This is a genomic window from Streptomyces sp. NPDC057939 (assembly GCF_042887545.1).
GTDB lineage: Bacteria > Actinomycetota > Actinomycetes > Streptomycetales > Streptomycetaceae > Streptomyces.
Genome location: NZ_JBHVPG010000001.1, coordinates 26,654 through 48,315, shown reverse-complemented (window position 1 = coordinate 48,315; position 21,662 = coordinate 26,654). Strand labels below are relative to the sequence as shown.

General features: G+C 71.8%; 17 protein-coding genes. 11 read left to right on the top strand and 6 right to left on the bottom strand.

Annotated features, from left to right (window positions below):
- Nucleotides 1-48: 48 nt before the first annotated feature.
- From nhaA to ACFVS6_RS00165, 3 genes are all read right to left on the bottom strand, one after another.
- Nucleotides 49-1,470 carry a Na+/H+ antiporter NhaA gene (nhaA, locus tag ACFVS6_RS00175; RefSeq protein ID WP_389699696.1) on the bottom strand — a complete coding sequence of 474 codons (1,422 nt, stop codon included), beginning with the start codon at nucleotides 1,468-1,470 and terminating at the stop codon, nucleotides 49-51.
- Nucleotides 1,471-1,680: 210 nt separating this feature from the next.
- Nucleotides 1,681-3,678 carry an acetate--CoA ligase gene (gene acs / locus ACFVS6_RS00170; protein WP_281208012.1) on the bottom strand — a complete coding sequence of 666 codons (1,998 nt, stop codon included), beginning with the start codon at nucleotides 3,676-3,678 and terminating at the stop codon, nucleotides 1,681-1,683.
- A gap of 179 nt (nucleotides 3,679-3,857) precedes the next feature.
- Complete coding sequence (locus ACFVS6_RS00165) at nucleotides 3,858-6,431, bottom strand: SulP family inorganic anion transporter (protein WP_389699695.1); 2,574 nt, start codon at nucleotides 6,429-6,431, stop codon at nucleotides 3,858-3,860.
- Between the two features lie 235 nt (nucleotides 6,432-6,666).
- Between ACFVS6_RS00165 and ACFVS6_RS00160 the strand changes: the two genes are divergently transcribed.
- Nucleotides 6,667-7,974, top strand: coding sequence for a hypothetical protein (locus ACFVS6_RS00160; RefSeq protein WP_389699694.1), 1,308 nt, complete (start codon nucleotides 6,667-6,669; stop codon nucleotides 7,972-7,974).
- Here the strand turns inward: ACFVS6_RS00160 and ACFVS6_RS00155 are convergent.
- A complete protein-coding gene (locus ACFVS6_RS00155; protein WP_389699693.1) occupies nucleotides 7,931-8,962 on the bottom strand; it encodes an ATP-binding protein in 1,032 nt (343 codons plus the stop codon). The genes ACFVS6_RS00160 and ACFVS6_RS00155 overlap by 44 nt on opposite strands.
- 109 nt (nucleotides 8,963-9,071) lie before the next feature.
- Between ACFVS6_RS00155 and ACFVS6_RS00150 the strand changes: the two genes are divergently transcribed.
- Complete coding sequence (locus ACFVS6_RS00150) at nucleotides 9,072-9,893, top strand: oxidoreductase (RefSeq protein WP_389699692.1); 822 nt, start codon at nucleotides 9,072-9,074, stop codon at nucleotides 9,891-9,893.
- A 517-nt stretch (nucleotides 9,894-10,410) separates the two neighbouring features.
- On the opposite strand, the gene ACFVS6_RS00145 is transcribed toward ACFVS6_RS00150, so the two are convergent.
- Nucleotides 10,411-11,274: an HAD family hydrolase gene (locus tag ACFVS6_RS00145; RefSeq protein ID WP_389699691.1), complete on the bottom strand. Its 864-nt coding sequence runs from the start codon at nucleotides 11,272-11,274 to the stop codon at nucleotides 10,411-10,413.
- Between the two features lie 489 nt (nucleotides 11,275-11,763).
- Between ACFVS6_RS00145 and ssd the strand changes: the two genes are divergently transcribed.
- From ssd to ACFVS6_RS00110, 7 genes are all read left to right on the top strand, one after another.
- Nucleotides 11,764-12,939 carry a septum site-determining protein Ssd gene (ssd, locus tag ACFVS6_RS00140; protein ID WP_389700028.1) on the top strand — a complete coding sequence of 392 codons (1,176 nt, stop codon included), beginning with the start codon at nucleotides 11,764-11,766 and terminating at the stop codon, nucleotides 12,937-12,939.
- A complete protein-coding gene (locus tag ACFVS6_RS00135) occupies nucleotides 12,936-14,087 on the top strand; it encodes a TadA family conjugal transfer-associated ATPase (protein WP_389699690.1) in 1,152 nt (383 codons plus the stop codon). Before ssd ends, ACFVS6_RS00135 begins: the two co-directional genes overlap by 4 nt.
- A 65-nt stretch (nucleotides 14,088-14,152) precedes the next feature.
- A complete protein-coding gene (locus ACFVS6_RS00130) occupies nucleotides 14,153-14,968 on the top strand; it encodes a type II secretion system F family protein (RefSeq protein ID WP_389700027.1) in 816 nt (271 codons plus the stop codon).
- Nucleotides 14,968-15,747 (top strand): type II secretion system F family protein, encoded by a 780-nt coding sequence (locus ACFVS6_RS00125; RefSeq protein WP_389699689.1) that lies wholly within the window; start codon nucleotides 14,968-14,970, stop codon nucleotides 15,745-15,747. The genes ACFVS6_RS00130 and ACFVS6_RS00125 overlap by 1 nt, the downstream gene beginning before the upstream one ends.
- Before the next feature lie 58 nt (nucleotides 15,748-15,805).
- Entirely contained in the window at nucleotides 15,806-16,003 is a 198-nt protein-coding gene (locus tag ACFVS6_RS00120; RefSeq protein ID WP_389699688.1) for a DUF4244 domain-containing protein, read from the top strand.
- Nucleotides 15,990-16,379, top strand: coding sequence for a TadE family type IV pilus minor pilin (locus ACFVS6_RS00115; protein ID WP_389699687.1), 390 nt, complete (start codon nucleotides 15,990-15,992; stop codon nucleotides 16,377-16,379). The genes ACFVS6_RS00120 and ACFVS6_RS00115 overlap by 14 nt, the downstream gene beginning before the upstream one ends.
- Nucleotides 16,376-16,723 (top strand): Rv3654c family TadE-like protein, encoded by a 348-nt coding sequence (locus tag ACFVS6_RS00110; protein WP_389699686.1) that lies wholly within the window; start codon nucleotides 16,376-16,378, stop codon nucleotides 16,721-16,723. The genes ACFVS6_RS00115 and ACFVS6_RS00110 overlap by 4 nt, the downstream gene beginning before the upstream one ends.
- 1,106 nt (nucleotides 16,724-17,829) lie before the next feature.
- Here ACFVS6_RS00110 and ACFVS6_RS00105 read toward each other — a convergent pair.
- A complete protein-coding gene (locus tag ACFVS6_RS00105) occupies nucleotides 17,830-20,283 on the bottom strand; it encodes a DEAD/DEAH box helicase (protein WP_389699685.1) in 2,454 nt (817 codons plus the stop codon).
- Between the two features lie 83 nt (nucleotides 20,284-20,366).
- On the opposite strand from ACFVS6_RS00105, the gene bldG reads away from it, so the two are divergent.
- Both bldG and ACFVS6_RS00095 read left to right on the top strand, forming a co-directional pair.
- Nucleotides 20,367-20,708 carry an anti-sigma factor antagonist BldG gene (gene bldG, locus ACFVS6_RS00100; protein ID WP_030152678.1) on the top strand — a complete coding sequence of 114 codons (342 nt, stop codon included), beginning with the start codon at nucleotides 20,367-20,369 and terminating at the stop codon, nucleotides 20,706-20,708.
- A gap of 117 nt (nucleotides 20,709-20,825) precedes the next feature.
- On the top strand, nucleotides 20,826-21,266 hold the full coding sequence (locus ACFVS6_RS00095) for an ATP-binding protein (protein ID WP_389699684.1): 441 nt from the start codon (nucleotides 20,826-20,828) through the stop codon (nucleotides 21,264-21,266).
- The last annotated feature ends 396 nt before the right edge of the window (nucleotides 21,267-21,662 follow it).

Here is a 21,662-nt window from a genome sequence, read left to right as displayed (position 1 = left end):
CTCCCTCTGTCGTCTGCTTCCGGCGGCTGTCCTCCGTCGTCAGACAGATCATGCCGGACGGTTGCCGCCCGTGCTGGACCCGCCCGCCGCTTCGGAGTCCGTCAGGGCGGCCTCGGCGGCCCTGCGACGGTGCTCGGCGGCCTTCTCCTCGTAGATCTTCGCCATCCGCAGGTGGTAGTCCGGCTTGTCCTGTTCGTAGATGTCCGGGATGCCGTCGAGGTCCTCGTCGAGCTCCTCGGCCTCGGTCAGGGCCCGGTACTTGCGGTCGCGCATCTTCAGCAGGACGCTCGCCACGATCGCGGCGATGAGGGAGCCGATGAGGACCGCGGCCTTGACCTCGTCCATCAGGACGGCGTCCCCGGGGAAGGCGAGTTCGCCGATCAGCAGGGACACGGTGAACCCGATGCCGGCCAGCGAGGCCACGGCGAGGACGTCGGGCCAGGCCAGGTCCTCGTTCAGTTCGGCCTTGGTGAAGCGGGCGGCCAGCCAGGTGCCGCCGAAGATGCCGACCGTCTTGCCGACGACCAGGCCGAGGACCACGCCGAGGGTCTCGGGGCGGGTGAAGACCTGGGCGATGGAGTCGTCGGAGAGCGAGACCCCGGCGGAGAACAGGGCGAAGAGGGGTACGGCCAGTCCGGCGGACAGCGGCCGGACCAGGTGCTCGATGTGCTCGCCGGGGGAGTGCTCCTCGCCCTCCCTGCGGGTGCAGCGGAGCATCAGGCCCATGGCGACGCCCGCGATGGTGGCGTGGACGCCGCTGTTGTACATCAGCGCCCAGATCGCCAGGGCCAGCGGGACGTACACGTACCAGCCGCGGACGCCCGTGCGGAGCAGGAACCAGAAGAGGACGAGGCCTACGACGGCTCCGCCCAGGGCCAGGAAGTCGATCTCGCTGGTGAAGAACACGGCGATGATCAGGATGGCGAAGAGGTCGTCGACGACTGCGAGGGTCAGCAGGAAGGCGCGCAGCGCGGACGGCAGGGAGGTGCCGATGACCGCGAGGACGGCGAGCGCGAAGGCGATGTCGGTGGCGGTGGGGACGGCCCAGCCGTCCGTGGAGCCGCTGCCGAGCGTGTTGACGAGTACGTAGACCAGCGCGGGCACGGCCATGCCGCAGAGGGCGGCGATCACCGGGAGCGCCGCGGCCTTGGCGTCGCTGAGGTCGCCGGCGACGAGTTCGCGCTTGAGCTCGATGCCGGCGACGAAGAAGAAGATCGCGAGCAGGCCGTCGGCGGCCCAGTGCTGGAGGGAGAGGTCCAGGCCGAGGGACGCGGGTCCGATGTGGAAGGAGCGGACGCTGTTGTAGCTGTCCGAGATCCCGGGGATGTTCGCCCACATGAGGGCGGCGATCGCGGCCACCAGGAGCAGTACGCCGCCGACGGTTTCGGTGCGCAGCGCGTCCGCGACGAAGCGTCGTTCGGGGAGCGAGAGCCTGCCGAGGAATTTGGGGGTGGGCGTGGGGGTGGCCACGGTGGGGAACCTCCGGGTGGTCGACGGCATGGCAAATGCTGTTGCCGACCAGACTTCCCGGCGCACCCTGAGACTTTCGGACGTCAAATATTGACGTTTCTCTTACTTTACAGGGTGTGCGCGGGCGTATCAGGTGATCTTCACCTTAAGCGGGAGGAGGGCGTCCGGCGCGCTGTGCGCCGGACGCCCCCAGGTTTCCTCCGCTGTCCGTCAGTCCTCGTCGGAGGCGCTGGGCAGCTTGTTCTGGATCAGGTCCATCACCGAGGAGTCGGCGAGCGTGGTGACGTCACCGACCGCGCGATTCTCGGCCACGTCGCGCAGCAGACGGCGCATGATCTTGCCCGAACGGGTCTTCGGGAGCTCCTGCACCGGCAGGATCCGCTTCGGCTTCGCGATGGGGCCGAGCGTGGCACCGACGTGGTTGCGCAGCTCGCCGACCAGGGTGTCCGTCTCCGAGGCGCTGCCGCGCAGGATGACGAAGGCGACGATGGCCTGGCCGGTGGTCTCGTCGGCCGCACCGACCACGGCCGCCTCGGCGACGGAGGGGTGCGAGACGAGGGCCGATTCGACCTCGGTCGTCGAGATGTTGTGGCCGGACACCAGCATCACGTCGTCGACGCGGCCGAGGAGCCAGATGTCGCCGTCGTCGTCCTTCTTGGCGCCGTCGCCCGCGAAGTACTTGCCCTCGAAGCGCGACCAGTAGGTGTCGATGAAGCGCTGGTCGTCACCCCAGATGGTGCGGAGCATCGACGGCCACGGCTCGGTGAGGACCAGGTAGCCGCCCCCGCCGTTGTCGACCTCGTGCGCCTCGTCGTCCACGACGGTGGCCGAGATGCCCGGCAGGGCGCGCTGGGCGGAGCCCGGCTTAGTCTCGGTGACGCCCGGCAGCGGGGAGATCATCATCGCGCCGGTCTCGGTCTGCCACCAGGTGTCCACGATCGGACAGCGGTCGCCGCCGATGTGCTTGCGGTACCAGATCCAGGCCTCGGGGTTGATCGGCTCGCCGACCGAGCCCAGCACGCGCAGGCTCGACAGGTCGAACTTCGCGGGGATGTCGTCGCCCCACTTCATGAACGTACGGATCGCCGTGGGCGCGGTGTAGAGGATGGTGACGCCGTACTTCTGGACGACCTCCCAGAACCGGCCCTGGTGGGGGGTGTCCGGGGTGCCCTCGTACATCACCTGGGTGGCGCCGTTGGCGAGCGGCCCGTAGACGATGTAGGAGTGGCCGGTCACCCAGCCGATGTCGGCGGTGCACCAGTAGACGTCGGTGTCCGGCTTGAGGTCGAAGACGGCGTGGTGCGTGTACGCGGCCTGCGTCAGGTAGCCGCCCGAGGTGTGCAGGATGCCCTTCGGCTTGCCCGTGGTTCCCGAGGTGTACAAGATGAACAGCGGGTGCTCGGCGTCGAAGGCCTGCGGGGTGTGCTCGGTCGACTGGCGGGCGACCACGTCGTGCCACCAGACGTCCCGGCCCTCGGTGAAGGCGGTGTCCTGGCCGGTGCGGCGCACCACGAGCACGTGCTCGACCTGCGGACACTTGCCGACGGCCTCGTCGATGGCGGGCTTGAGCGCGCTGGGCTTGCCCCGGCGGTAGCCGCCGTCGGCGGTGATCACCAGCTTGGCGTCGGCGTCCTGGATGCGGGAGGCGACGGCGTCGGCGGAGAAGCCGCCGAACACCACCGAGTGGGCGGCGCCGACACGGGCGCACGCGAGCATCGCGACGACGGCCTCGGGGATCATCGGCAGGTAGACGGCGACCCGGTCGCCGGCCCGTACACCGAGCTCGGTGAGGGCGTTGGCGGCCTGCGAGACCTCGTCCTTGAGCTGGGCGTAGGTGATCGAGCGGCTGTCGCCGGGCTCGCCCTCGAAGTGGATCGCGACGCGCTCGCCGTTGCCGGCCTCGACGTGCCGGTCCACGCAGTTGTACGCGACGTTGAGCTTGCCGTCCGCGAACCACTTCGCGAAGGGCGGGTTGCTCCAGTCGAGCGTCTCCGTCGGCTCCGTGTCCCAGGTCAGCCGCCGGGCCTGCTCGGCCCAGAAGCCCAGCCGGTCCGCGTCGGCCTGCGCGTACGCCGCCTCGGTCACGTTGGCGGCGGCGGCCAGAGCGGCGGGCGGTGCGAACCGACGCTCCTCTTTGAGCAGATTGGCCAGGCTGTCATTGCTCACGACATCTCCCTTTCCCAGGGTGTCCGTTGTGTCCCCGGGCATAGCTCATCAGTTCAGACGCCCAGGTGACAAGGGGTAGCCGAAAATTGGTTTAGACCTATACCACGGCTGCGCCCGTGCTGAGGACGACGCACGAATGGCCCCTTCCCGCCGCAGAGCGCGGGAAAAGGGCCATCCGCTTACACGGTTCCGGGAGAGTATCGGTTCAGGTGCGCGGCGTCTCAGACGCTCTGACCGACGCTGTCGAAAACCCGACAGTCGAAGAAGTCCTCTCCCTCGGACAGCAGGTACGCCTGCGCCTCGCCCACGTGGAAGTACATGCCGTGCAGTTCCAACGTGCCCTCGGCGAGCCGCCGGGCCACCGACTCGTGGGCCCGCAGGTGCTCCAACTGCTGCACCACATTGGTCAGGCACAGTTGCTCCACGGCGTCGGCCGGGAGCCTCCCCGAGATCCGGGCCCAGGCGTGGTGCCGGCTGCCCATCCGCTCCAGGCTGGGCAGGCCGTGGCGCAACCAGCGGCGCAGCGGGGTCATCGGCGCCTCGGGGTGGGAGTTCAGCAGGGCCTGCATGGCCCCGCAGCCCGAATGCCCGCACACGGTGATGCTGTCGACCTTGAGCACGTCCACCGCGTACTCGATGGCGGCGGCGACGGAGTCGTCGGTGGCCTCGGCACCGGGCAGCGGGACGAGGTTGCCCACGTTGCGGACGGTGAACAGGTCCCCGGGGCCGCTCGCGGTGATCATGCTGGTCACCAGCCGCGAATCGGCGCAGGTCAGGAACAGCTGCGACGGCCGCTGGCCCTCGCGCGCCAGCCGGGCCAGCTCGTCGCGTACGTGGGGGGCGGTGTCCCGCTGGAAGGCGCTGATCCCGTTGGCGAGTTGGCCCGCGCCGCGCCGCCGGGCGGAGGCCGGCATCACGGCCGACCCGGTGGGCGTACGAGCCTTCGTGCCCCCGGAGTCCCGTTGCCGGTCGGCGTCGCCCGCGCCGGTGGTGGCCGCGCTGACGGCGCGGTGATCGCAGTGGTTCTGCCAGGGCGTCCAGGGGCGGCAGCACTGGTGCGTCCCGCGCGCCGCGGGGGCGCCGTCGTCCCGGCCGTCGGTCGTCCGGCCGGTCTGCCCCGTCCCCGAGGCCGGGTGGTCCCCGGAGATCGCGGCGCCGGCGCGGCCGGTGAGTTCCAGCGAACCGCCGTGCGCCCGATGGGAGTCCTGCCAGTCCTGCAGGGTCTCGTAGGCGGCGTGGTCCATGAAGGAGCCGTCGACCTCGATCACCGTGTGGCTCCTGTGCGGGATCTGATTGAGCACGCGGCTCAACCTCGGCACCGCGAGGAAGGTCAACTGGCCGCGCGCCTGCACGTGGTGGACGCCGTCCAGCTCCTCCAGGGTGATCCGCGTCCGGGCGAGCCTGTGCAGCGCCACGGCGACGGCGACGGCGATGCCGACGGCCACCCCCTCCAGCACCCCGCCCAGCACGACGGCCACGATGGTCGTCGCGTAGACCAGCACCTCGCGGTGCCGGGTGACCGTCCGCAGGTGCGTGATGGACACCATCTGGATCCCGACGGCCATCACCAGCGCGGCCAGGGCCGCGAGCGGGATCAGATCGAGGACCGGGACGAGCAGTCCTGCCGCGACCAGCACCCACAGGCCGTGGAACATGGCCGATCTGCGGCTGACGGCGCCGGCCTTGACGTTGGCCACGCTGCGGACGGCGACTCCCGTGATCGGCAGCCCGCCCAGGGCCCCGGACACGATGTTCGCCGCGCCCTGACCGCGCAGCTCGCGGTCGAGGTCGGCGCGGGGCGGGCGGTTCTCCGTACCGCGCTCGGAGGCGATCAGCTTGTCGGTGGCCACGGAGGACAGCAGGGATTCCACGCTGCCGACCAGGGTGATCGTCAGTACGGCGGCGATCAGGCCGAGCACCGGCCCCTCGGGCAGTTCGGGCAGGGCGTGGCTGCGCCACGAGGGCAGGTCGACCCGGGGCAGGGTGAGCCCCGCGAGGACGGCGAACGCCGTCGCCGTGGCGACCGCGGCCAGGGCCGCCGGTACCTTCCGCAGGGCCGCGCCGGCCCGCCCGGGAATCCGGGACCAGCCGAGCAGCACGCACACGGTCAGCGCGCTCACTCCGAGTGCCGCCGGATGGAGGTCGGCCAACTGGGCCGGTAGTCCCTGGACGTTGGCCACGGCCGAGCTCTGCGGCGTGCCGCCGAGCACGATGTGGAGCTGGGCCAGGGCGATGGTCACGCCGATGCCCGCGAGCATGCCGTGCACGATCGCCGGACTGACCATGAGGGCCGAGCGGGCGGTCCGCAGGAAAGCGAGCCCGAGCTGGCAGCAGCCGGCCAGGACGGTGATGGCGCAGGTGGTGCGCCATCCGTAGCGCTGGATCAACTCGGCCGTCACCACGGTGAGTCCGGCGGCGGGCCCACTCACCTGGAGGGGGGCTCCGCCGAACCGTCCGGCCACGATCCCGCCGACCGCGGCGGCCACCAGTCCCGCTTGCAGGGGTGCTCCGGTGGCGAGCGCGATACCGAGGGAGAGCGGCAGGGCGATCAGGAAGACGGCGATGGAGGCGGACAGGTCCGCGGAGAGCCTTCCGCGCGGCCCCGGGGCGTCCTTGCCGCCGAGGGTGCCCTTCACGCCTCCGGCGCCCTTGGCGTCCTCGGTGTCGGGTGGGGGCGTCGCGGGCGTGTCCGTGGTGGGGGCGTGCGTCGTGCTGGTGCTGTGCGTGGTGGTGGGGTGCTGTGCCGCGGCGGCCTGGGCGGCCGGGCCCGGCACGGCTGGGGTGGGGGCTGTCATAGGTTCCCGTCTCCTCTGAGGAGGGATGAAGCGGCGGGAGTCTCAACACTCGGTAAATGGATGGTAATGGAGAGTAAAGGGAAGGCGAGGATAATACGGGCAAATGGTCTACGAATTAGCACTCAAGCATGAATAAGCATTTTGTCCGGCTTGTCATACCTTCCCTGAACCGGCCCCCGTGGGACGTTGCGGCGCGGAAGTCCTGCGTCGGGAACTGCGAGGGAGAGGTGTGCGGATGATCGCCGCCACGAAGAAGATCGCCGGAGGCCTGGTCGCCACGGCCTTGGTGCTCGGCGCCGCCGGGTGCAGCACGTCCGGGGCCGTGAAGCCCGCCGGTGGCCCGAACGCCAAGAAGGGCGCCGCCGCCCCGGAGGCCCCCGGCAGCGTCATGCGGCCGATCGGGGACGGCTCCACCGCCTACACCGGTCCCCAACCGAACGTGGTCAAGCCGCAGAAGCTGAAGGCGGGCGAGAAGCCGCCACAGTTCGTGGTGTTCTCGTGGGACGGGGCCGGCGAGGACAGCCAGAAGCTCTTCTCGCACTTCCGGGAAGTCGGGAAGAAGTACAACGCCCGGATGACCTACTTCCTCAGCGGCGTGTACCTGCTGCCCGAGGAGAAACGTTCCCTCTACACCGCCCCGCAGCACGACTCCGGCCGTTCCGACATCGGTTTCGGCGACCTGCAGGGCATCAAGGACACCGCCACCCAGGTCCGGGCCGCCTGGCTGGAGGGCAACGAGATCGGCACCCACTTCAACGGCCACTTCTGCGGACCCGAGGGAGGTGTCGGCACCTGGTCCGTGGAGGAGTGGAAGAGCGAGATCAACCAGGCCAAGTCCTTCGTCAAGAACTGGAAGACGAACGCGGGCCTCAAGGACATGGAAGCCCTGCCCTTCGACTACGACAAGGAGCTCATCGGGGCCCGCACCCCCTGCCTCGAAGGCCAGAAGAACTTCATGCTGGCCGCGAAGGACATGGGCTTCCGCTACGACTCCAGCGGCATCAGCAAGCAGATCTGGCCGAAGAAGACGGACGGGCTCTGGGACATCCCGCTCCAGTTGGTCCCGATGCCGGGCCGCGCCTTCGACACGCTGAGCATGGACTACAACTACATGGTCAACCAGTCGGGGACGACGTCCCAGGGCGACCCCTCGCAGCACCAGTACTGGGGTGACCAGATGCGTGACGGCCTGCGCCAGGCCTTCGACCGGGTCTACCAGGGCAACCGAGCGCCGCTGATCATTGGCAACCACTTCGAGTCGTGGAACGGCGGCACCTACATGCGCGCGATCGAGGAGTCGATCAAGAGCATGTGCACCAAGCCCGAGGTCCGCTGCGTTCCGTTCCGCGAGCTCGCCGACTGGCTGGACGCCCAGGACCCCAAGGCCCTGGAGTGGATGCGCACCCTCGACGTGGGCGAGACGCCCAAGGAGGGCTGGAACAAGTTCCTCACCGCGGGGCCGCCGGCACAACCGGCCGCCCCGTCGGGTGCCGCCGGGGTCAAGCCGGCTGAGGAGCGGGCTGCGGAGTCGGACGAGGGCTGACCAGCACCTCGTCGCGGATACCGACCGCCTCGTTCAGGACGAAGCCGGGGTCGACCTGCTCCGCCAGGTCGACCCCGGTCTTGGCGTTGCCCCAGCTCTCCGCGTTCCGCAGGTGGAAGTGCACCATCTGCTCGGTGTACTTGGTCCAGTCCCGGCCGGCGTAGGAGTCCTCGGCCGCGTCCTGGAGGGCCTGCAGGGCGAGCCGGTTGGTCGCCTCCAGCAGTTCGAAGGCGGCCGGACGGCCCTTCTCCATCGCCCGCACCCAGTCGGAGTGCCCGAAGGTGACCAGCAGGTCCTCGCCCACCTCGTCCTGGAGGAACTCGATGTCCTCCGGGCCCTGGACCTTGTTGCCGACCACCTTGAGCGTGACCCCGAAGTCCCGCGCGTACTCCTTGTACTGGCGGTAGACGGAGACTCCCTTGCGGGTCGGCTCGGCGACGAGGAAGGTCACGTCGAAGCGGGTGAACATGCCCGAGGCGAAGGAGTCCGAACCGGCCGTCATGTCGACGACGACGTATTCGTCGGGCCCGTCGACCAGGTGGTTCAGGCAGAGTTCGACCGCGCCGACCTTCGAGTGGTAGCAGGCCACCCCGAGATCGGCCTCGGTGAACGGCCCGGTGGCCATCAACCTGACGGGATCCCCGTCGAGCAGCAGCGTGTGGGCGCAGGCCTCGTAGACCGGGTTGTCCTCGGTGATCCGCAGCAGCCGCGAGCCGGTGCCGGGCGGGGTCGTCTTGATCATGCTGTCCGCGGACGCGATGCGCGGATTGGATCCGCGCAGGTACTCCTTGATCAGGGGTAGGTGCGCGCCCAGGGCGGGCAGCGCGGCGGCCTCGTCCTCGCCGAGCCCGAGGGCCGCGCCGAGGTGCTGGTTGATGTCGGCGTCCACCGCGACGACGGGGGCTTCATTGGCAGCGAGGTGGCGGATGAAGAGGGAGGACAGCGTGGTCTTCCCGCTGCCGCCCTTTCCCACGAAAGCGATCTTCATGTTCACCAAGGGTAGTGGGTCGATCGCATTCAGTGGTCAAGGTGAGTGAAGAAGACCACTCCAAGGAGGGGTCGGTGCTATGGGTGAGCAGTGCGTAGGCTCCCTACTTATGAGTAGTGCTTCTGACCCGCTGGCGCCCCTGGGCTCGCTCCCGGGTGTCGCAGAGTCCGTGGATTCCGTACGCAAGGCAGTGGACCGGGTCTACGGACACCGGGTGATGCGCCGCCGCAGCGGGGAGATCACCTCGGAGGCCGCGCTGCGCGGCGCCCGGGGCAGCGCGGCGCTGTCCGGCGCCGACTGGGCGTTGGAGGAGGTCCGCCGGCGGACCGACTTCGGCGCGGAGGCGGAGGCGCGGACGGTGGGTGCGGCCCTTCGTCTGACGGCGGAGGCCGGTCAACTGCTCAGCATCTGGCGCCAATCGCCGCTCCGGGTCCTGGCCCGGCTCCACCTCGTCGCCTCCGGGTCGACGGAAGCCGGGGACGTCGTGGGTCGACCCCGACTGGCCGGCGAGGCGGTGGACGAGCCTGTGGTGGACCTCCCGCTGCCCGGCGCGGATGAGGTGGCCGGCCGACTCGACGGCCTGTCCCGGCTGATCATCGCGGGCGGCTCCGCCCCCGCCCTGATCACGGGAGCGGTCGTGCACGGCGAACTGCTGGCCCTGCGCCCCTTCGGTTCCTACAACGGCCTGGTCGCGCGTGCCGCCGAGCGCATCGTGCTGATCAACAGCGGTCTCGACCCGAAGGCGATCTGCCCGGCGGAGGCCGGTCATGCGGAACAGGGCCGCGAGGCGTACCTGGCGGCCTTCGAGGGGTACGTCTCCGGCACCCCGGAGGGGATGGCGGCCTGGATCGCGCACTGCGGCCGGGCGATCGAGCTCGGCGTCCGCGAGTCGACGGCCGTCTGCGAAGCGCTCCAGCGCGGCGCGGCCTGACCCGCTCCAACCTTGTCCTGCCCTGCCCTGCCCTGACCTCGTCCGGCCTGACCTGAGCTGACCCGGGTCGGCGCGGACGGGCCGTCGGGAGGCGGGACGGGGGCGAAGCGCCCCCGGACATGGGTTGCGGCGACACCGTCTTGCTTTGGTGTCGCCGCTGGCACTTGCGCCCAGTTACCAAGCGTCCTCGATGATTGCCCATCAGGTCGGGGACTTTGCCCGTTACCTGGTGCGGCTGGCCCGTAATCGACGGGTCGACGTCGCGTGGGTGCTCGGCGTTCGTGCTTCGGTCCGTGGGCCTTACTGCGTTTTAAAGATGATCCTCTCGGATGTTCTTTGGTCTCGCGGGCCGTGATTCCTTTGTACTCCGCTTCCGGGCGGAGCGAAACCCCTGGCCACAGTTCTTTACTTTCCGGGACGATGCGGGGCGATCCGGACACCCCGTGTCCCTGTGGGTCGGACGGCCCGGGGGCGGGCCGTCCGGCGGCGTGGTGGTTCTCCGGTCGGGGGGTCGGGCCTACGCGGGGCTCGTCGCCGCCCGGCGGCGGCTCGCGTACCAGACCAGCCCGGCGGTGGCCGCGGCCGCGCCGACGGCCGCCGCGGCGACCAGGGCGGGTCGCGCTGGCATCGACAGCCCGGGCAGTCGCTGCTTCAGGCGGACCGGCTTGTTGAACACCAGCACGGGCCACTCCCGCGCGACGGCCTCGCGGCGCAACGCCCGGTCGGGGTTGACCGTGTGCGGATGGCCGACCGCCTCCAGCATCGGCACGTCGGTGATCGAGTCGCTGTAGGCGTAGCACCGCGAGAGGTCGTACCCCTCGGACTCCGCGAGCTCCCGCACCGCTTCGGCCTTGGTCGGACCGTAGGCGTAGTACTCGATCTCGCCGGTGAAGCAGCCGTCCTCGCCGACCACCATCCGGGTCGCCACGACCCGGTCCGCCCCGAGCATCTCGCCGATGGGCTCGACGACTTCGGCTCCCGAGGTCGACACGATCACCACGTCACGGCCGGCGGTGTGGTGGGCCTCGATCAGCGACGCCGCTTCGTCGTAGATGATCGGGTCGATCAGGTCGTGCAGGGCTTCGGCGACGATCTCCCGTACCTGCTGGACGTTCCACCCCTTGCAGAGGGCGGAGAGGTACTCCCGCATCCGCTCCATCTGGTCGTGGTCGGCGCCACCGGCCAGGAAGATGAACTGCGTGTACGCGGTGCGCAGCACGGCCCGCCTGTTGATCAGGCCGCCCTGGTAGAAGGACTTGCTGAACGTCAGGGCGCTGGACTTCGCAATGACCGTCTTGTCCAGGTCGAAGAAGGCAGCGGTCCGAGGCGAGGAGTGCGGCAAGGGCTGATTTTCCACGACCCGAGCATATGCGCCCACCATTCGGCGTAAGGTGCGGCGCGTGGGTTTGCTTGAGAAGCCTCTCGGGTACACCATGGAAGTCACGGATCGTTCGCGACCGTGCTAACCCGGTCTGGCTCCTCCCCCCCCGAGTCGGACCGTGGGGACGACCCCCGCTCTCCCCCCCGGCGGGGGTCGTCGCATGTCCGGACGCGGTTTGCGTCCCGTGCTCACGACCTTCAGTGACCATCTCTCCGGTCCTTCCTCTGTGGTCGACCTTCTCGGCGAAGGCCCTCACTCCATCGAACTCGTCACTCTGTGTAGTTGTTCCGCCGCGCTCCGGAACTCACCTGATGGTGTGGCGAAGTTATTCACAACCGCCTTCTTGTCCACAGTTTTCACGCAAGATCCACTTCAATTTCCGGAACCTTGCACCGTGATTCCAGCCGCGAAGTCCGCGGTTCCTGGATTTGCAGTGAGAAGGGGGCGGAGATCGTGGCTGGATCGAAGTCGTGTGAAGCACCGGAACCCTTGGTGGCCGGTGGGGACGGGCGGTCCGCCCGGACCGGTGGCGCCGGCCCGGCCGGCGGGCGGCCGTTGATCATCACCGAGGATCCCCTGTTGCTCGACGACCTGCTGCGGCTGTGCGCCGCTGCGGGCGCCGAGCCCCATGTGCACCACGCGGTGCCGGAGCAGGGCGGAGCCGACCGGGGCGGCGGAGCCGGGGAGGACGGCGGCCGGGATCCGGCCGGACCGGTCGGGGGTATCGGCTGGGAGAGCGCCCCGCTCGTACTCGTCGGGGACGACGCCGCCGGCCGGGTGCGCGGAGCGCCGCGCAGGGACGGGGTGTTCCTCGTCGGCCGTGAACTCGACGACCCCCGGGTCTGGCAACGGGCCGTGGAGATCGGAGCGGAGGAGGTGCTGCGGCTGCCAGATGCCGAAGGCCTGCTCGTCGACCGCATCGCCGACGTGGTGGAAGGGATCGGCCGGCCCGCCCTCGCCGTCGGGGTGATCGGCGGCAGCGGCGGCGCGGGCGCTTCGACACTTGCCTGCGCCCTCGCCCTGCGGGCCGCCCGCGCCGGGGAACGCACCATCCTCATCGACGGGGACCCGCTCGGCGGCGGCATGGACGTACTGCTCGGTGGCGAGAGCGCCGAGGGGCTGCGCTGGCCCGACTTCGCCGCCTCCCGCGGCCGGGTCGGCGCCGGGGCGCTGGAGGAGTCCCTGCCGGAGCTGCACGCGTTGCGGGTGCTGAGCTGGGACCGCGGGGACCGGGTGGTGGTGCCGCCCGCCGCGATGCGGTCCGTCGTGGCCGCCGCCCGACGCCGGGGCGGGGTGGTGGTCGTCGACCTGCCCCGACGGGTCGACGAGGCCGTGGCCGAGGTGTTGGCCCAGCTCGACCTGGTGCTGATGGTGGTGCCCGGCGAACTGCGGTCCGTGGCCGCGGCGGGGCGGGTGGCCGCCGGGGTTCGCATGGTGGCCCGGGACGTCCGCGTGGTCGTACGGGGCCGCTGTGCCCATGGGCTCGACGCCGAAGCGGTAGCGCTACTGCTGGGAGTTCCCCTGGCCGGAGAAGTACCCGTCGAGGTGGGGCTGCCCGGGCGGGTGGCGGAAGGGGAGCCCCCGGGTTCGCGGGGCACCCTGGCCCGTTTCTGCGACGGCTTCTGGCAGCGCGCGCTCGGTACCGCCCAGGGGGTGCCGGCATGAGCAGCGCGGTCCTGCTGGACGCGGTGCGCCAGCACCTCGCCGAGAGCGGCGGCGAGCCGACCCCGGCCCGGGTCGCCGCGGCGCTGCGGGCCCAGGGGCGCCTGCTCGGAGATGCGGAAGTGCTGGGCGTGGCAGCGGAGTTGCGGTCCGAGCTCGTCGGAGCGGGGCCGCTGGAACGGCTGCTGGCCGACCCTGACGTCACCGACGTGCTCGTCGCAGCACCGGACCGGGTGTGGGTGGACCGGGGCGGCGGGCTCGAACTGACCGGGGTGACCTTCGCCGACGCGGAGGCCGTGCGCAGGCTGGCCCAGCGGCTGGCCGCCGTCGCCGGGCGGCGCCTCGACGACGCCCGACCCTGGGTGGACGCCCGCCTGCCCGACGGGACCAGGCTGCACGCGGTGCTGCCCCCGGTGGCCGTCGGTTCGGCGTGCCTGTCCTTACGGGTGGTACGGCCGAAGGCCTTCACACTGGACGAGTTGGTCGCCGCGGGGACCCTCCCGCCCGGCGGGCAGCGACTGCTGCGGGCGATGGTCGAGGCCCGGCTGTCCTTCCTCGTCTCCGGCGGGACCGGAACGGGCAAGACCACCCTGCTCAGCGCCCTCCTGGGCCTCGTCGGACCGGGCGAGCGGATCGTCCTGGCCGAGGACTCCGCCGAACTGCGCCCCGACCATCCCCATGTGGTGAGGCTGGAGACCCGTCCCGCCAACCAGGAGGGGGCAGGCCTGGTGACGCTGGCGGACCTGGTCCGGCAGGCCCTGCGGATGCGGCCCGACCGGCTCGTGGTGGGTGAGGTGCGCGGCGCCGAGGTCGCCGATCTGCTGGCCGCGCTGAACACCGGGCACGAAGGCGGGTGCGGCACGGTGCATGCCAACGCCGCCGCGCACGTCCCGGCCCGGTTGGAGGCGCTCGGCACGGCCGCCGGGTTGGACCGGACGGCGCTGCACAGCCAGTTGGCGGCGGCGCTGACCCTGGTGGTCCACCTTGCCCGGGACCGGAGCGGGCGCCGCCGGGTCGCCGAGGTGCACGTGCTGGAACGGGACCCGGCCGGGCTGGTGGTGACCGTACCCGCCCTGCGCTGGGGGATCCGGGGCTTCGTGCGGGAGCAGGGCTGGGCGCGGCTGGGGCCGCTGCTCGGGGGTGCGCGGTGAACGCCGTGCCGGTCGGCTCCGTGCCCCTGTTCGCCGGGCTGTTGTGTGCCGGGGCGGCCGCCTGGATGTTGACCGGGGGCGATCAAGGGCAACGGCGGGCCAAGCTGGTCCTCGCCGGAGGAGGAGCCGTCCCACCCGGTGGGCCTCTGCACCTGAGGCGGTTGGCGGCCTCCGCGCGAGTACGCGCCGGGCGATGGCGGGAGTGGGCCGTCCCGGCGGTCGCTCTGCTGATCGCCCTGTGGGGCGGATCCGTGATCCCGCTGCTGCTGGGGGTGGCGTCCGTGCCGCTGCTGAAACGGTGGCTGAGGTCGGCGGAGCGGGAGCGTGCCCGTACGGCAAGGGCCGCCGGGGTGATGGCGCTGTGCGGGGCCGTCGTGGGGGAACTGAGGTCCGGGGCGCAGCCCGGGCAGGCCCTCACCGTGGCGATGCGCCGCACGGTCGCGGGCCCCGGCGGTCCCGGGGCGGCGGAGGCGGGCGTGCTGGCCGCCGCGGCCTTCGGCGGGGACGTGCCCGGTGCGCTGCGCCAGGCCGCGCGGGAGCCGGGCGCGGAGGGGCTGGCCGGGATGGCCGCCTGCTGGCACGTCTCGGTGGACGGGGGCGCCGGGCTCGCCGCCGGACTTGACCGGCTGGAAGGGGCGTTGCGGGCCGAGCGGGACCGGGAGGAGTCATTGCGGGCCCAGTTGGCGGGGGCCAGGTCCACGACGGTGGTGCTCGCCTTGCTGCCGCTGGTGGGGCTGCTGATCGGAACCGGTCTCGGGGCCGACCCGCTGCGTGTGCTGCTGCACTCCCCGATGGGGTGGGGCTGCCTGGTGGCGGGCGGGGTGCTGGAAGCGGCGGGACTGCTCTGGTGCCGCCGGATCGTACGGGCGGGGGAGCGGTGATGGGCGGGCCGGATGTCCACAGGCTGGGGACGGCTTGTTGCCTGGCGGTCCTGGTGTGGTGGGCGACCTCGGCGCTGTGGGCCGGGCTGCGGAGCCGCACGGCGCGGCGCAGGATCGCAGGTCTCTTCCGTCGGGAGCAGGTCTGCGGCCGACCGCGGTGGAAACCCGGGACCAGGCAGGCGGTCGCCGCGTGGGCCGGGCCGGGCGGCGTTCTGGCGGCGGGCTGGTGGGTGGTCGGCGGCCCGGCGGGACTCCTGGTCGGGTGCGCGGCGGCCTTCGCGGCGAGGCGCCTGCTGCTGAGGGCCGCACGGCGGCCGGCCGGGGTCGATACCCGTGAGGCGGAACGGCAGTTGCCCTTCGCCGCCGACCTGCTGGCCGCCTGCCTGGCGGCGGGGGCCGGGCCGGTCGAGGCCGCCGAGGTGGTGGGGGAGTCGGTGGGCGGCCCGGTGGGCGAGCGGTTGGCGATGGCCGGGGCGGAACTGCGACTCGGAGGCGAACCGGGCGCCGCGTGGGGGAGGTTGGCCGGCATACCGGGCGCCCGGGGCCTGGCGGAGTGCCTGGAGCGGGCGGCGCGGACCGGGGCGCCCGCCGCCGAACCGGTCTCCCGACTGGCGGCCGCCCTGCGGGCCGAACGGATGAGACGGGCAAGCGCCGGGGCGCAGCGTGCGGCGGTACTCGTCACGGCGCCGGTGGGGCTCTGTTTCCTCCCCGCGTTCCTTGCGATCGGAGTGGCTCCGGTGGTGATCGGAATGGCCTCGGGGCTGCTCTCCGGGAACTGAAAAACAGCAATCGAAACCTGAAATTACATCAAGAACGTAATCCCACAGGAGGTTTGTCATGAGGATCATCTGGTTCCGACTGCGGAAGGCTCTGGGCAGTCGTGGTGGCGACACCGGAATGTCGACTTCGGAATACGCCATGGGCACGATCGCGGCCTGTGCGTTCGCGGCTGTTCTGTACAAGGTGGTGACGAGCGACGTGGTCTCGACGGCGCTCCAGTCGACCATCGGAAAGGCGCTCGATGCGCCGTTCTGAGCGAAAGCCGCCGGGAAACGCGGAACCCGGGGCGGACCGCGGATACGTGACGGCCGAGGCGGCCATGGTGATCCCCGCCCTGGTCCTGTTCGCGGCGCTGCTGGTGTGGGCGCTGATGGCGGCCGCGGCGCAGATCCGGTGCGTGGACGCCGCCTGGGCAGGGGCTCGGGCCGCGGCCCGGTCCGAGCCCATGGAAGTGGCGGTGGCCGCGGCCCGGGCGGCCGCCCCGCCGGGAGCGGAGGTGGAGGTGGAGCGCGCGGGCGACCTGTGGCGGGTCAGGGTCACCGCGCCGGCGCCTGGTCCCGACCGGCTGCCGGTGCGGATCGGGGCGCGGGCGGTGGCCCTGGCCGAGGACAGCGTGGGGCCGCCGCCGTGAGCCGCGACCGGGGTTCCGCGACGGTGTGGGCAACGGTGGCCGTAACGGTCCTGGGCGCCGTGTTCGGTGGCGTACTGCTGCTCGGCCAGGCGGTCGCGGCCCGCCACCGCGCGGGTGCGGCGGCCGACCTCGCCGCCATCGCGGCGGCTGCGAGCTGGTCGCACGGCCCCGCCACGGCCTGCGCGGCGGCGGCCAGGGTGGCCGGGGCGCAGGGCGCGAGCGTGACCGCGTGCCGGGTCGAGGGGGAGGTCGCCGAGATCACGGCTCGCGCCGAAGCGGGCCCCTTCGCCCCGACCCAGCACTCCAGAGCCGGCCCGCCCTTGCCTTCGGTGGGAGGTGGGTGAGAGCTGTGGGGCTGGGTGGCGGCCTTTGGGGGGAGGGGGTGCGGGGCGTGTGGGCGTGCGGTGGTCTTCGGTGGCAGGGGGTGCGGGCCGGGCGGTCGCGCAGTGGCTTTCGGCGGCAGGGGGCGCGGGGCGTGGGGTCGTGCGGTGCTTTCCGGTGGGAGGGGGAGAAGGCCGTGGGCCGCGCGGGGGCTGCGCCGGGAGGGGCGATGGGGTCGTGGGCCTGGTGGTCGCCTGTGCCGGAACGGGGCGAGCGGATGAGTGCGGCCGGCCGTGAGGTGGGGCGGAGGGTTCGGTGCGGCAGGCCGAGGGGCCTGGGTAAGGCCCGGTTCGGCGGAGCACCGGCGGGCCGGCGGGTGGCAGGGGCTCCGGGCATCCCCGGTTCCCGGCCGCGCCCGCCCGCTGAATCGTGAGGGTTCCGGTGCCTGCGGTTCCCGGTTCGCCTGCGTCACAGGGGCGGTCCGGCCTCCTGGCTCTGGCCTCCCCGGCTTCCGGGGACTCTCGGATTCCTCGGGCTGCCGGCCTCTCCGGCCTCTCCGGCCTCTCCGGCTTCCCCGGCTTCCCCGGCTTCCCCGGCTCTCGGATCCTGCAGGCCTTCGACCCCCGCCTCTCAGGCTTCCGGCCCCGCTGGCCTTCGGGCTTTCCGGTGCCGCGTGTGGAGAGGGTGGGGGAGTTGTGTGGAGGGATTTCGTGGGTGGGTCGGGCCTTCGGGAAGAAGCGGGGGCGATTTTCAGCCATCTCGGTGATGGGGTTCGGTCGTCTCGCGTTCGGGTTTCGGAGGGTCGCTTGGGATGTTTCGGAATGATTTGCGCGGCTGTTTCTGGGGCGCGGCCCGTGGGCCCTGAAGGGGGTTTGTGGCGCTTTGGTTCCCGCCCTGGCCCTGTGGGGCCATCGGCGCCCGCAGGGGCGGTGGTGGGGCCCTGGGGTCCCGGCCTGCCGTCTTCAGGGCGCGGGCGTGGTCAGGCGCGGTGGTCCCGCTCGTCTCCGGCAGGCGGGCAGTTCGGGGCCGTGGTGGTTCCGGCCCCGTCCCGACCCGGGTATGCCGGGCGACCCGCTCCCACCGACGCCCGACGGTCTCGGTGCGGGGCGGGCGGGGCGGGGGCGGCGTTTTACGTGGGTGGGGGTGGGGCGAGGAGGTGGGTGAGGAGGCGGATGGCGCCGCGTTTGTGGAGGGGGTCGTTGCCGTTGCCGCACTTGGGGGACTGGATGCAGGAGGGGCAGCCCGCCTCGCACTCGCAGGCGGCGATGGCGTCCCTGGTGGCCGTCAGCCAGGCCCGCGCCGTGTGGAAGGCACGCTCGGCGAATCCGGCGCCGCCCGGGTGGCCGTCGTACACGAACACCGTGGGCAGCAGGGTGTCGGGATGCAGCGGTACGGAGACGCCGCCGATGTCCCAGCGGTCGCAGGTCGCGAACAGCGGGAGCAGGCCGATGGAGGCGTGTTCGGCGGCGTGCAGGGCGCCGCCGAGGATCTCCGGGTTGATCCGGGCCTCGTCCAGCTGGTCCTCGGTGACCGTCCACCACACGGCCCTGGTGCGCAGGGTGCGCGGCGGCAGGTCCAGCTTGGCCTCGCCCAGCACCTCGCCGGTGATCAGTTTGCGGCGCAGGTAGGAGACCACCTGGTTGGTGACCTCCACGGACCCGAAGCAGAGCCGGGCCGCGCCCCACGGGATCTCGGTCTCGGTCTCCAGGATCGAGATGGAGGTGGTGTCGCGGGCCGTGGTCGAGAACGGCGGGCTCGCTTCCTCGACGAGGGCCACCGAATCCTCCAGGTCCAGGTGTTTGACCAGGTAGGTGCGGCCCTGGTGGAGGTGGACGGCACCGTCGTGGACGGCGGTGTGCGAGGCGGACTCGTCGACGGTGCCCAGCAGCCGTCCGGTGGCGGCCTCCACGATCTGCACGGGCCGGCCACCGCCGCCCCGGATGTCGGTGAGGTCCGATGCCCGCTCGCGGCGGGTCCAGTGCCAGGCCGTCGCCCGGCGGCGCAGCAGCTTCGCCGCCTCCAGCTGGGGCAGGAGGCCGTGCGCGGCCGGGCCGAAGAGGTCCAGGTCCGCCTCGGTCAGCGGCAGCTCGGCTGCCGCCGCGCACAGGTGCGGGGCCAGGACGTACGGGTTGTCGGGGTCCAGGACGGTGGCCTCCACCGGCTGCCGGAACAGTGCCTCGGGGTGGTGGACCAGGTAGGTGTCCAGCGGGTCGTCCCGGGCGATCAGCACGGCCAGGGCGCCCTGCCCGGACCGTCCGGCGCGGCCGGCCTGCTGCCACAGGGAGGCCCGGGTGCCGGGGTAGCCCGTGATCAGGACGGCGTCGAGGCCGGACACGTCCACGCCCAGTTCCAGCGCGGTGGTCGCGGCCAGGCCCAGCAGCTCGCCCGAGTGCAGGGCCCGCTCCAGGGCGCGGCGCTCCTCGGGCAGGTAGCCGCCCCGGTAGGCCGCGACACGCCGGGGCAGCGTGCGGTCCACCTCCGCGAGTCTCTCCTGGGCGATCACGGCGATCAGTTCGGCCCCGCGCCGGGAGCGGACGAAGGCGACCGTGCGGACCCCCTGGACGACCAGGTCGGTCAGCAGGTCGGCCGTCTCGGCGGTCGCGGTGCGGCGTACGGGGGCGCCCTTCTCGCCCTTGAGGTCGGTCAGTGGCGGCTCCCACAGGGCGAAGACGACCTCGCCGCGCGGTGAGGCGTCGTCGGAGACCTCGGTGACGGGCACGCCGGTCAGCCGGGACGCCCCCGTCGCCGGGTCGCTCGCGGTGGCGGAGGCCAGCAGGAAGACCGGCTCGGAGCCGTAGCGGGCGCACAGGCGCCGCAGCCGGCGCAGGACCTGGGCGACGTGGGACCCGAAGACCCCGCGGTAGGTGTGGCACTCGTCGATGACGACGTAGCGCAGGGCCTTCAGGAACGACGACCAGCGCGGGTGGGCGGGCAGGATCCCCCGGTGCAGCATGTCCGGGTTGGTCAGTACGTAATTGGCGTACTGGCGCACCCATTCCCGTTCCTCGAACGGGGTGTCGCCGTCGTACACGGCGGGTCGGACCGCGTTTCCCAGCGGCGCGGCCAGCTCGCGGACGGCGCGCCGCTGGTCGGCGGCCAGAGCCTTGGTGGGGGCCAGGTAGAGGGCGGTCGCACCCCGGCCGTTCGGTGCCTCGGCGCCGTCCGCGAGGGCGGAGAGCACCGGGGCGAGGTAGGCCAGCGACTTGCCGGAGGCGGTCCCGGTGGCGACGACCACCGACTCGCCGTCGAGCGCGAGCTCGACGGCGGCCGCCTGGTGTTCCCACGGATGGTCGATGCCGGCGGCCGAAATCGCGGCTACGACATCCGTTCGGATGCGATCGGGCCAGACCGCATGACGACCCGCCCGAGGGGGCAAGTGCTCCGTATGAGTGATGCGCGCAGCTCGGGAAGACCCCCGTGACAACCGGTCCAGGACCGTGTCGGGAGTGGGTCGTGCGTCCGCGGGCGCCGTGGGCCGACCGGGGCGGTGAGTGTTGGCCATTGGCATCGAGTGTGTCACTGGCGTGCGGGACAATGGTCCCAAGGCGTCGTGCGCGCCTGCCGGTAAGTGATTGAATGCCATCGCGGCAGCCGATCCCTCTCCCAGCCTTCGGGTGGGGGAGGCCCCTGGGGGGCGCCGCTCGATAGCAAGGTGCTGGAGGATCCGTGGACCTGTCCCTGTCGACTCGCACTGTCGGCGACCGCACGGTCGTAGAGGTCGGTGGCGAGATTGATGTGTATACCGCGCCCAAGCTGCGCGAGCAGTTGGTGGAGTTGGTGAACGACGGCAGCTACCACTTGGTTGTCGACATGGAGCGAGTGGACTTCCTCGACTCCACCGGCCTCGGTGTGCTCGTGGGAGGCCTCAAGCGCGTCCGCGCGCACGAGGGCTCGCTGCGTCTGGTCTGCAACCAGGAGCGCATCCTGAAGATCTTCCGCATCACCGGTCTGACCAAGGTGTTCCCGATCCACACCACGGTGGAAGACGCCGTCGCAGCCACCGACTGACGTGCTCCTGGCGCCTGCCGCCGGAAACGGCGCAGGCGCCGACGAGGAGCGGGGGTACCGGGCCATGGGCGGTCCGGGCCCCTGTCAAGTCACGCCCGTAGTCCGAGGGGGACGCACATGGCCACCGTTGAACTGCGCTTCAGCGCCCAGCCCGAACACGTCCGGACGGCCCGCCTCGTCGCGGCCGCCGTGGCGCGCCGGGCAGGGGTGGAGGAAGCCGTGCTCGACGAGGTCCGCCTCGCCGTGGGCGAGGCGTGTTCGCGTGCCGTCGGACTGCACCGGAGCAACGGACTGACCGCGCCCGTCCGGGTGGTGCTGACCGAGGAGGAGAAGTCGTTCTCCATCGAGGTCGGCGACGAGGTGCCCGGGCCGGCAGGTGGTGCCATCGACGCCGTTCCCGGCATCGCGGCCGTCCTGGACCCGGACATCGACGGTGAGGACGAGATGGGCCTCGCCGTGATCAGCGGGCTCGTCGACGACGTCTCCGTGTCCGCGGACGAGTCGGGCGGAACGATTCGGATGAGCTGGCCCGTCTCCGGGTCCGCCCGGGTTTCGTAGCGTCAGGCCGCTCCGTAGCCGTAGCCGTAGCCGTGGTCGCCGCGCACGCCGTCGCTTCCTGGGCGCGGCCGGTGGGGCCGAGCGGCCTTGAGGCGTGCCCCCGTGAAGTCGGCGGATCGAGCCGGACCCGGATCAGTTCGGCGGCGGCCTCAGTGGCTCCCGCTGGCGCCGCGCCCGCTTCCGGGTAGGCCCGGGCGCGTGCCCGGGACGTCGCCGTGCCGGCGCGGATCGTATCGTCCGATCTTTATCAAGGCCCTGTTGAGCAGGGCCTTTTGCATTTCTCCGAAAAACCCTCTAGATCGTTGATCAGCCGTCAATGCCTTTGCCCCATTACTTCTTTCGAGGGTAATGGAGTGACGCGATCCATTGATGAGGAGCAAGTGCGGGCCAATTCCG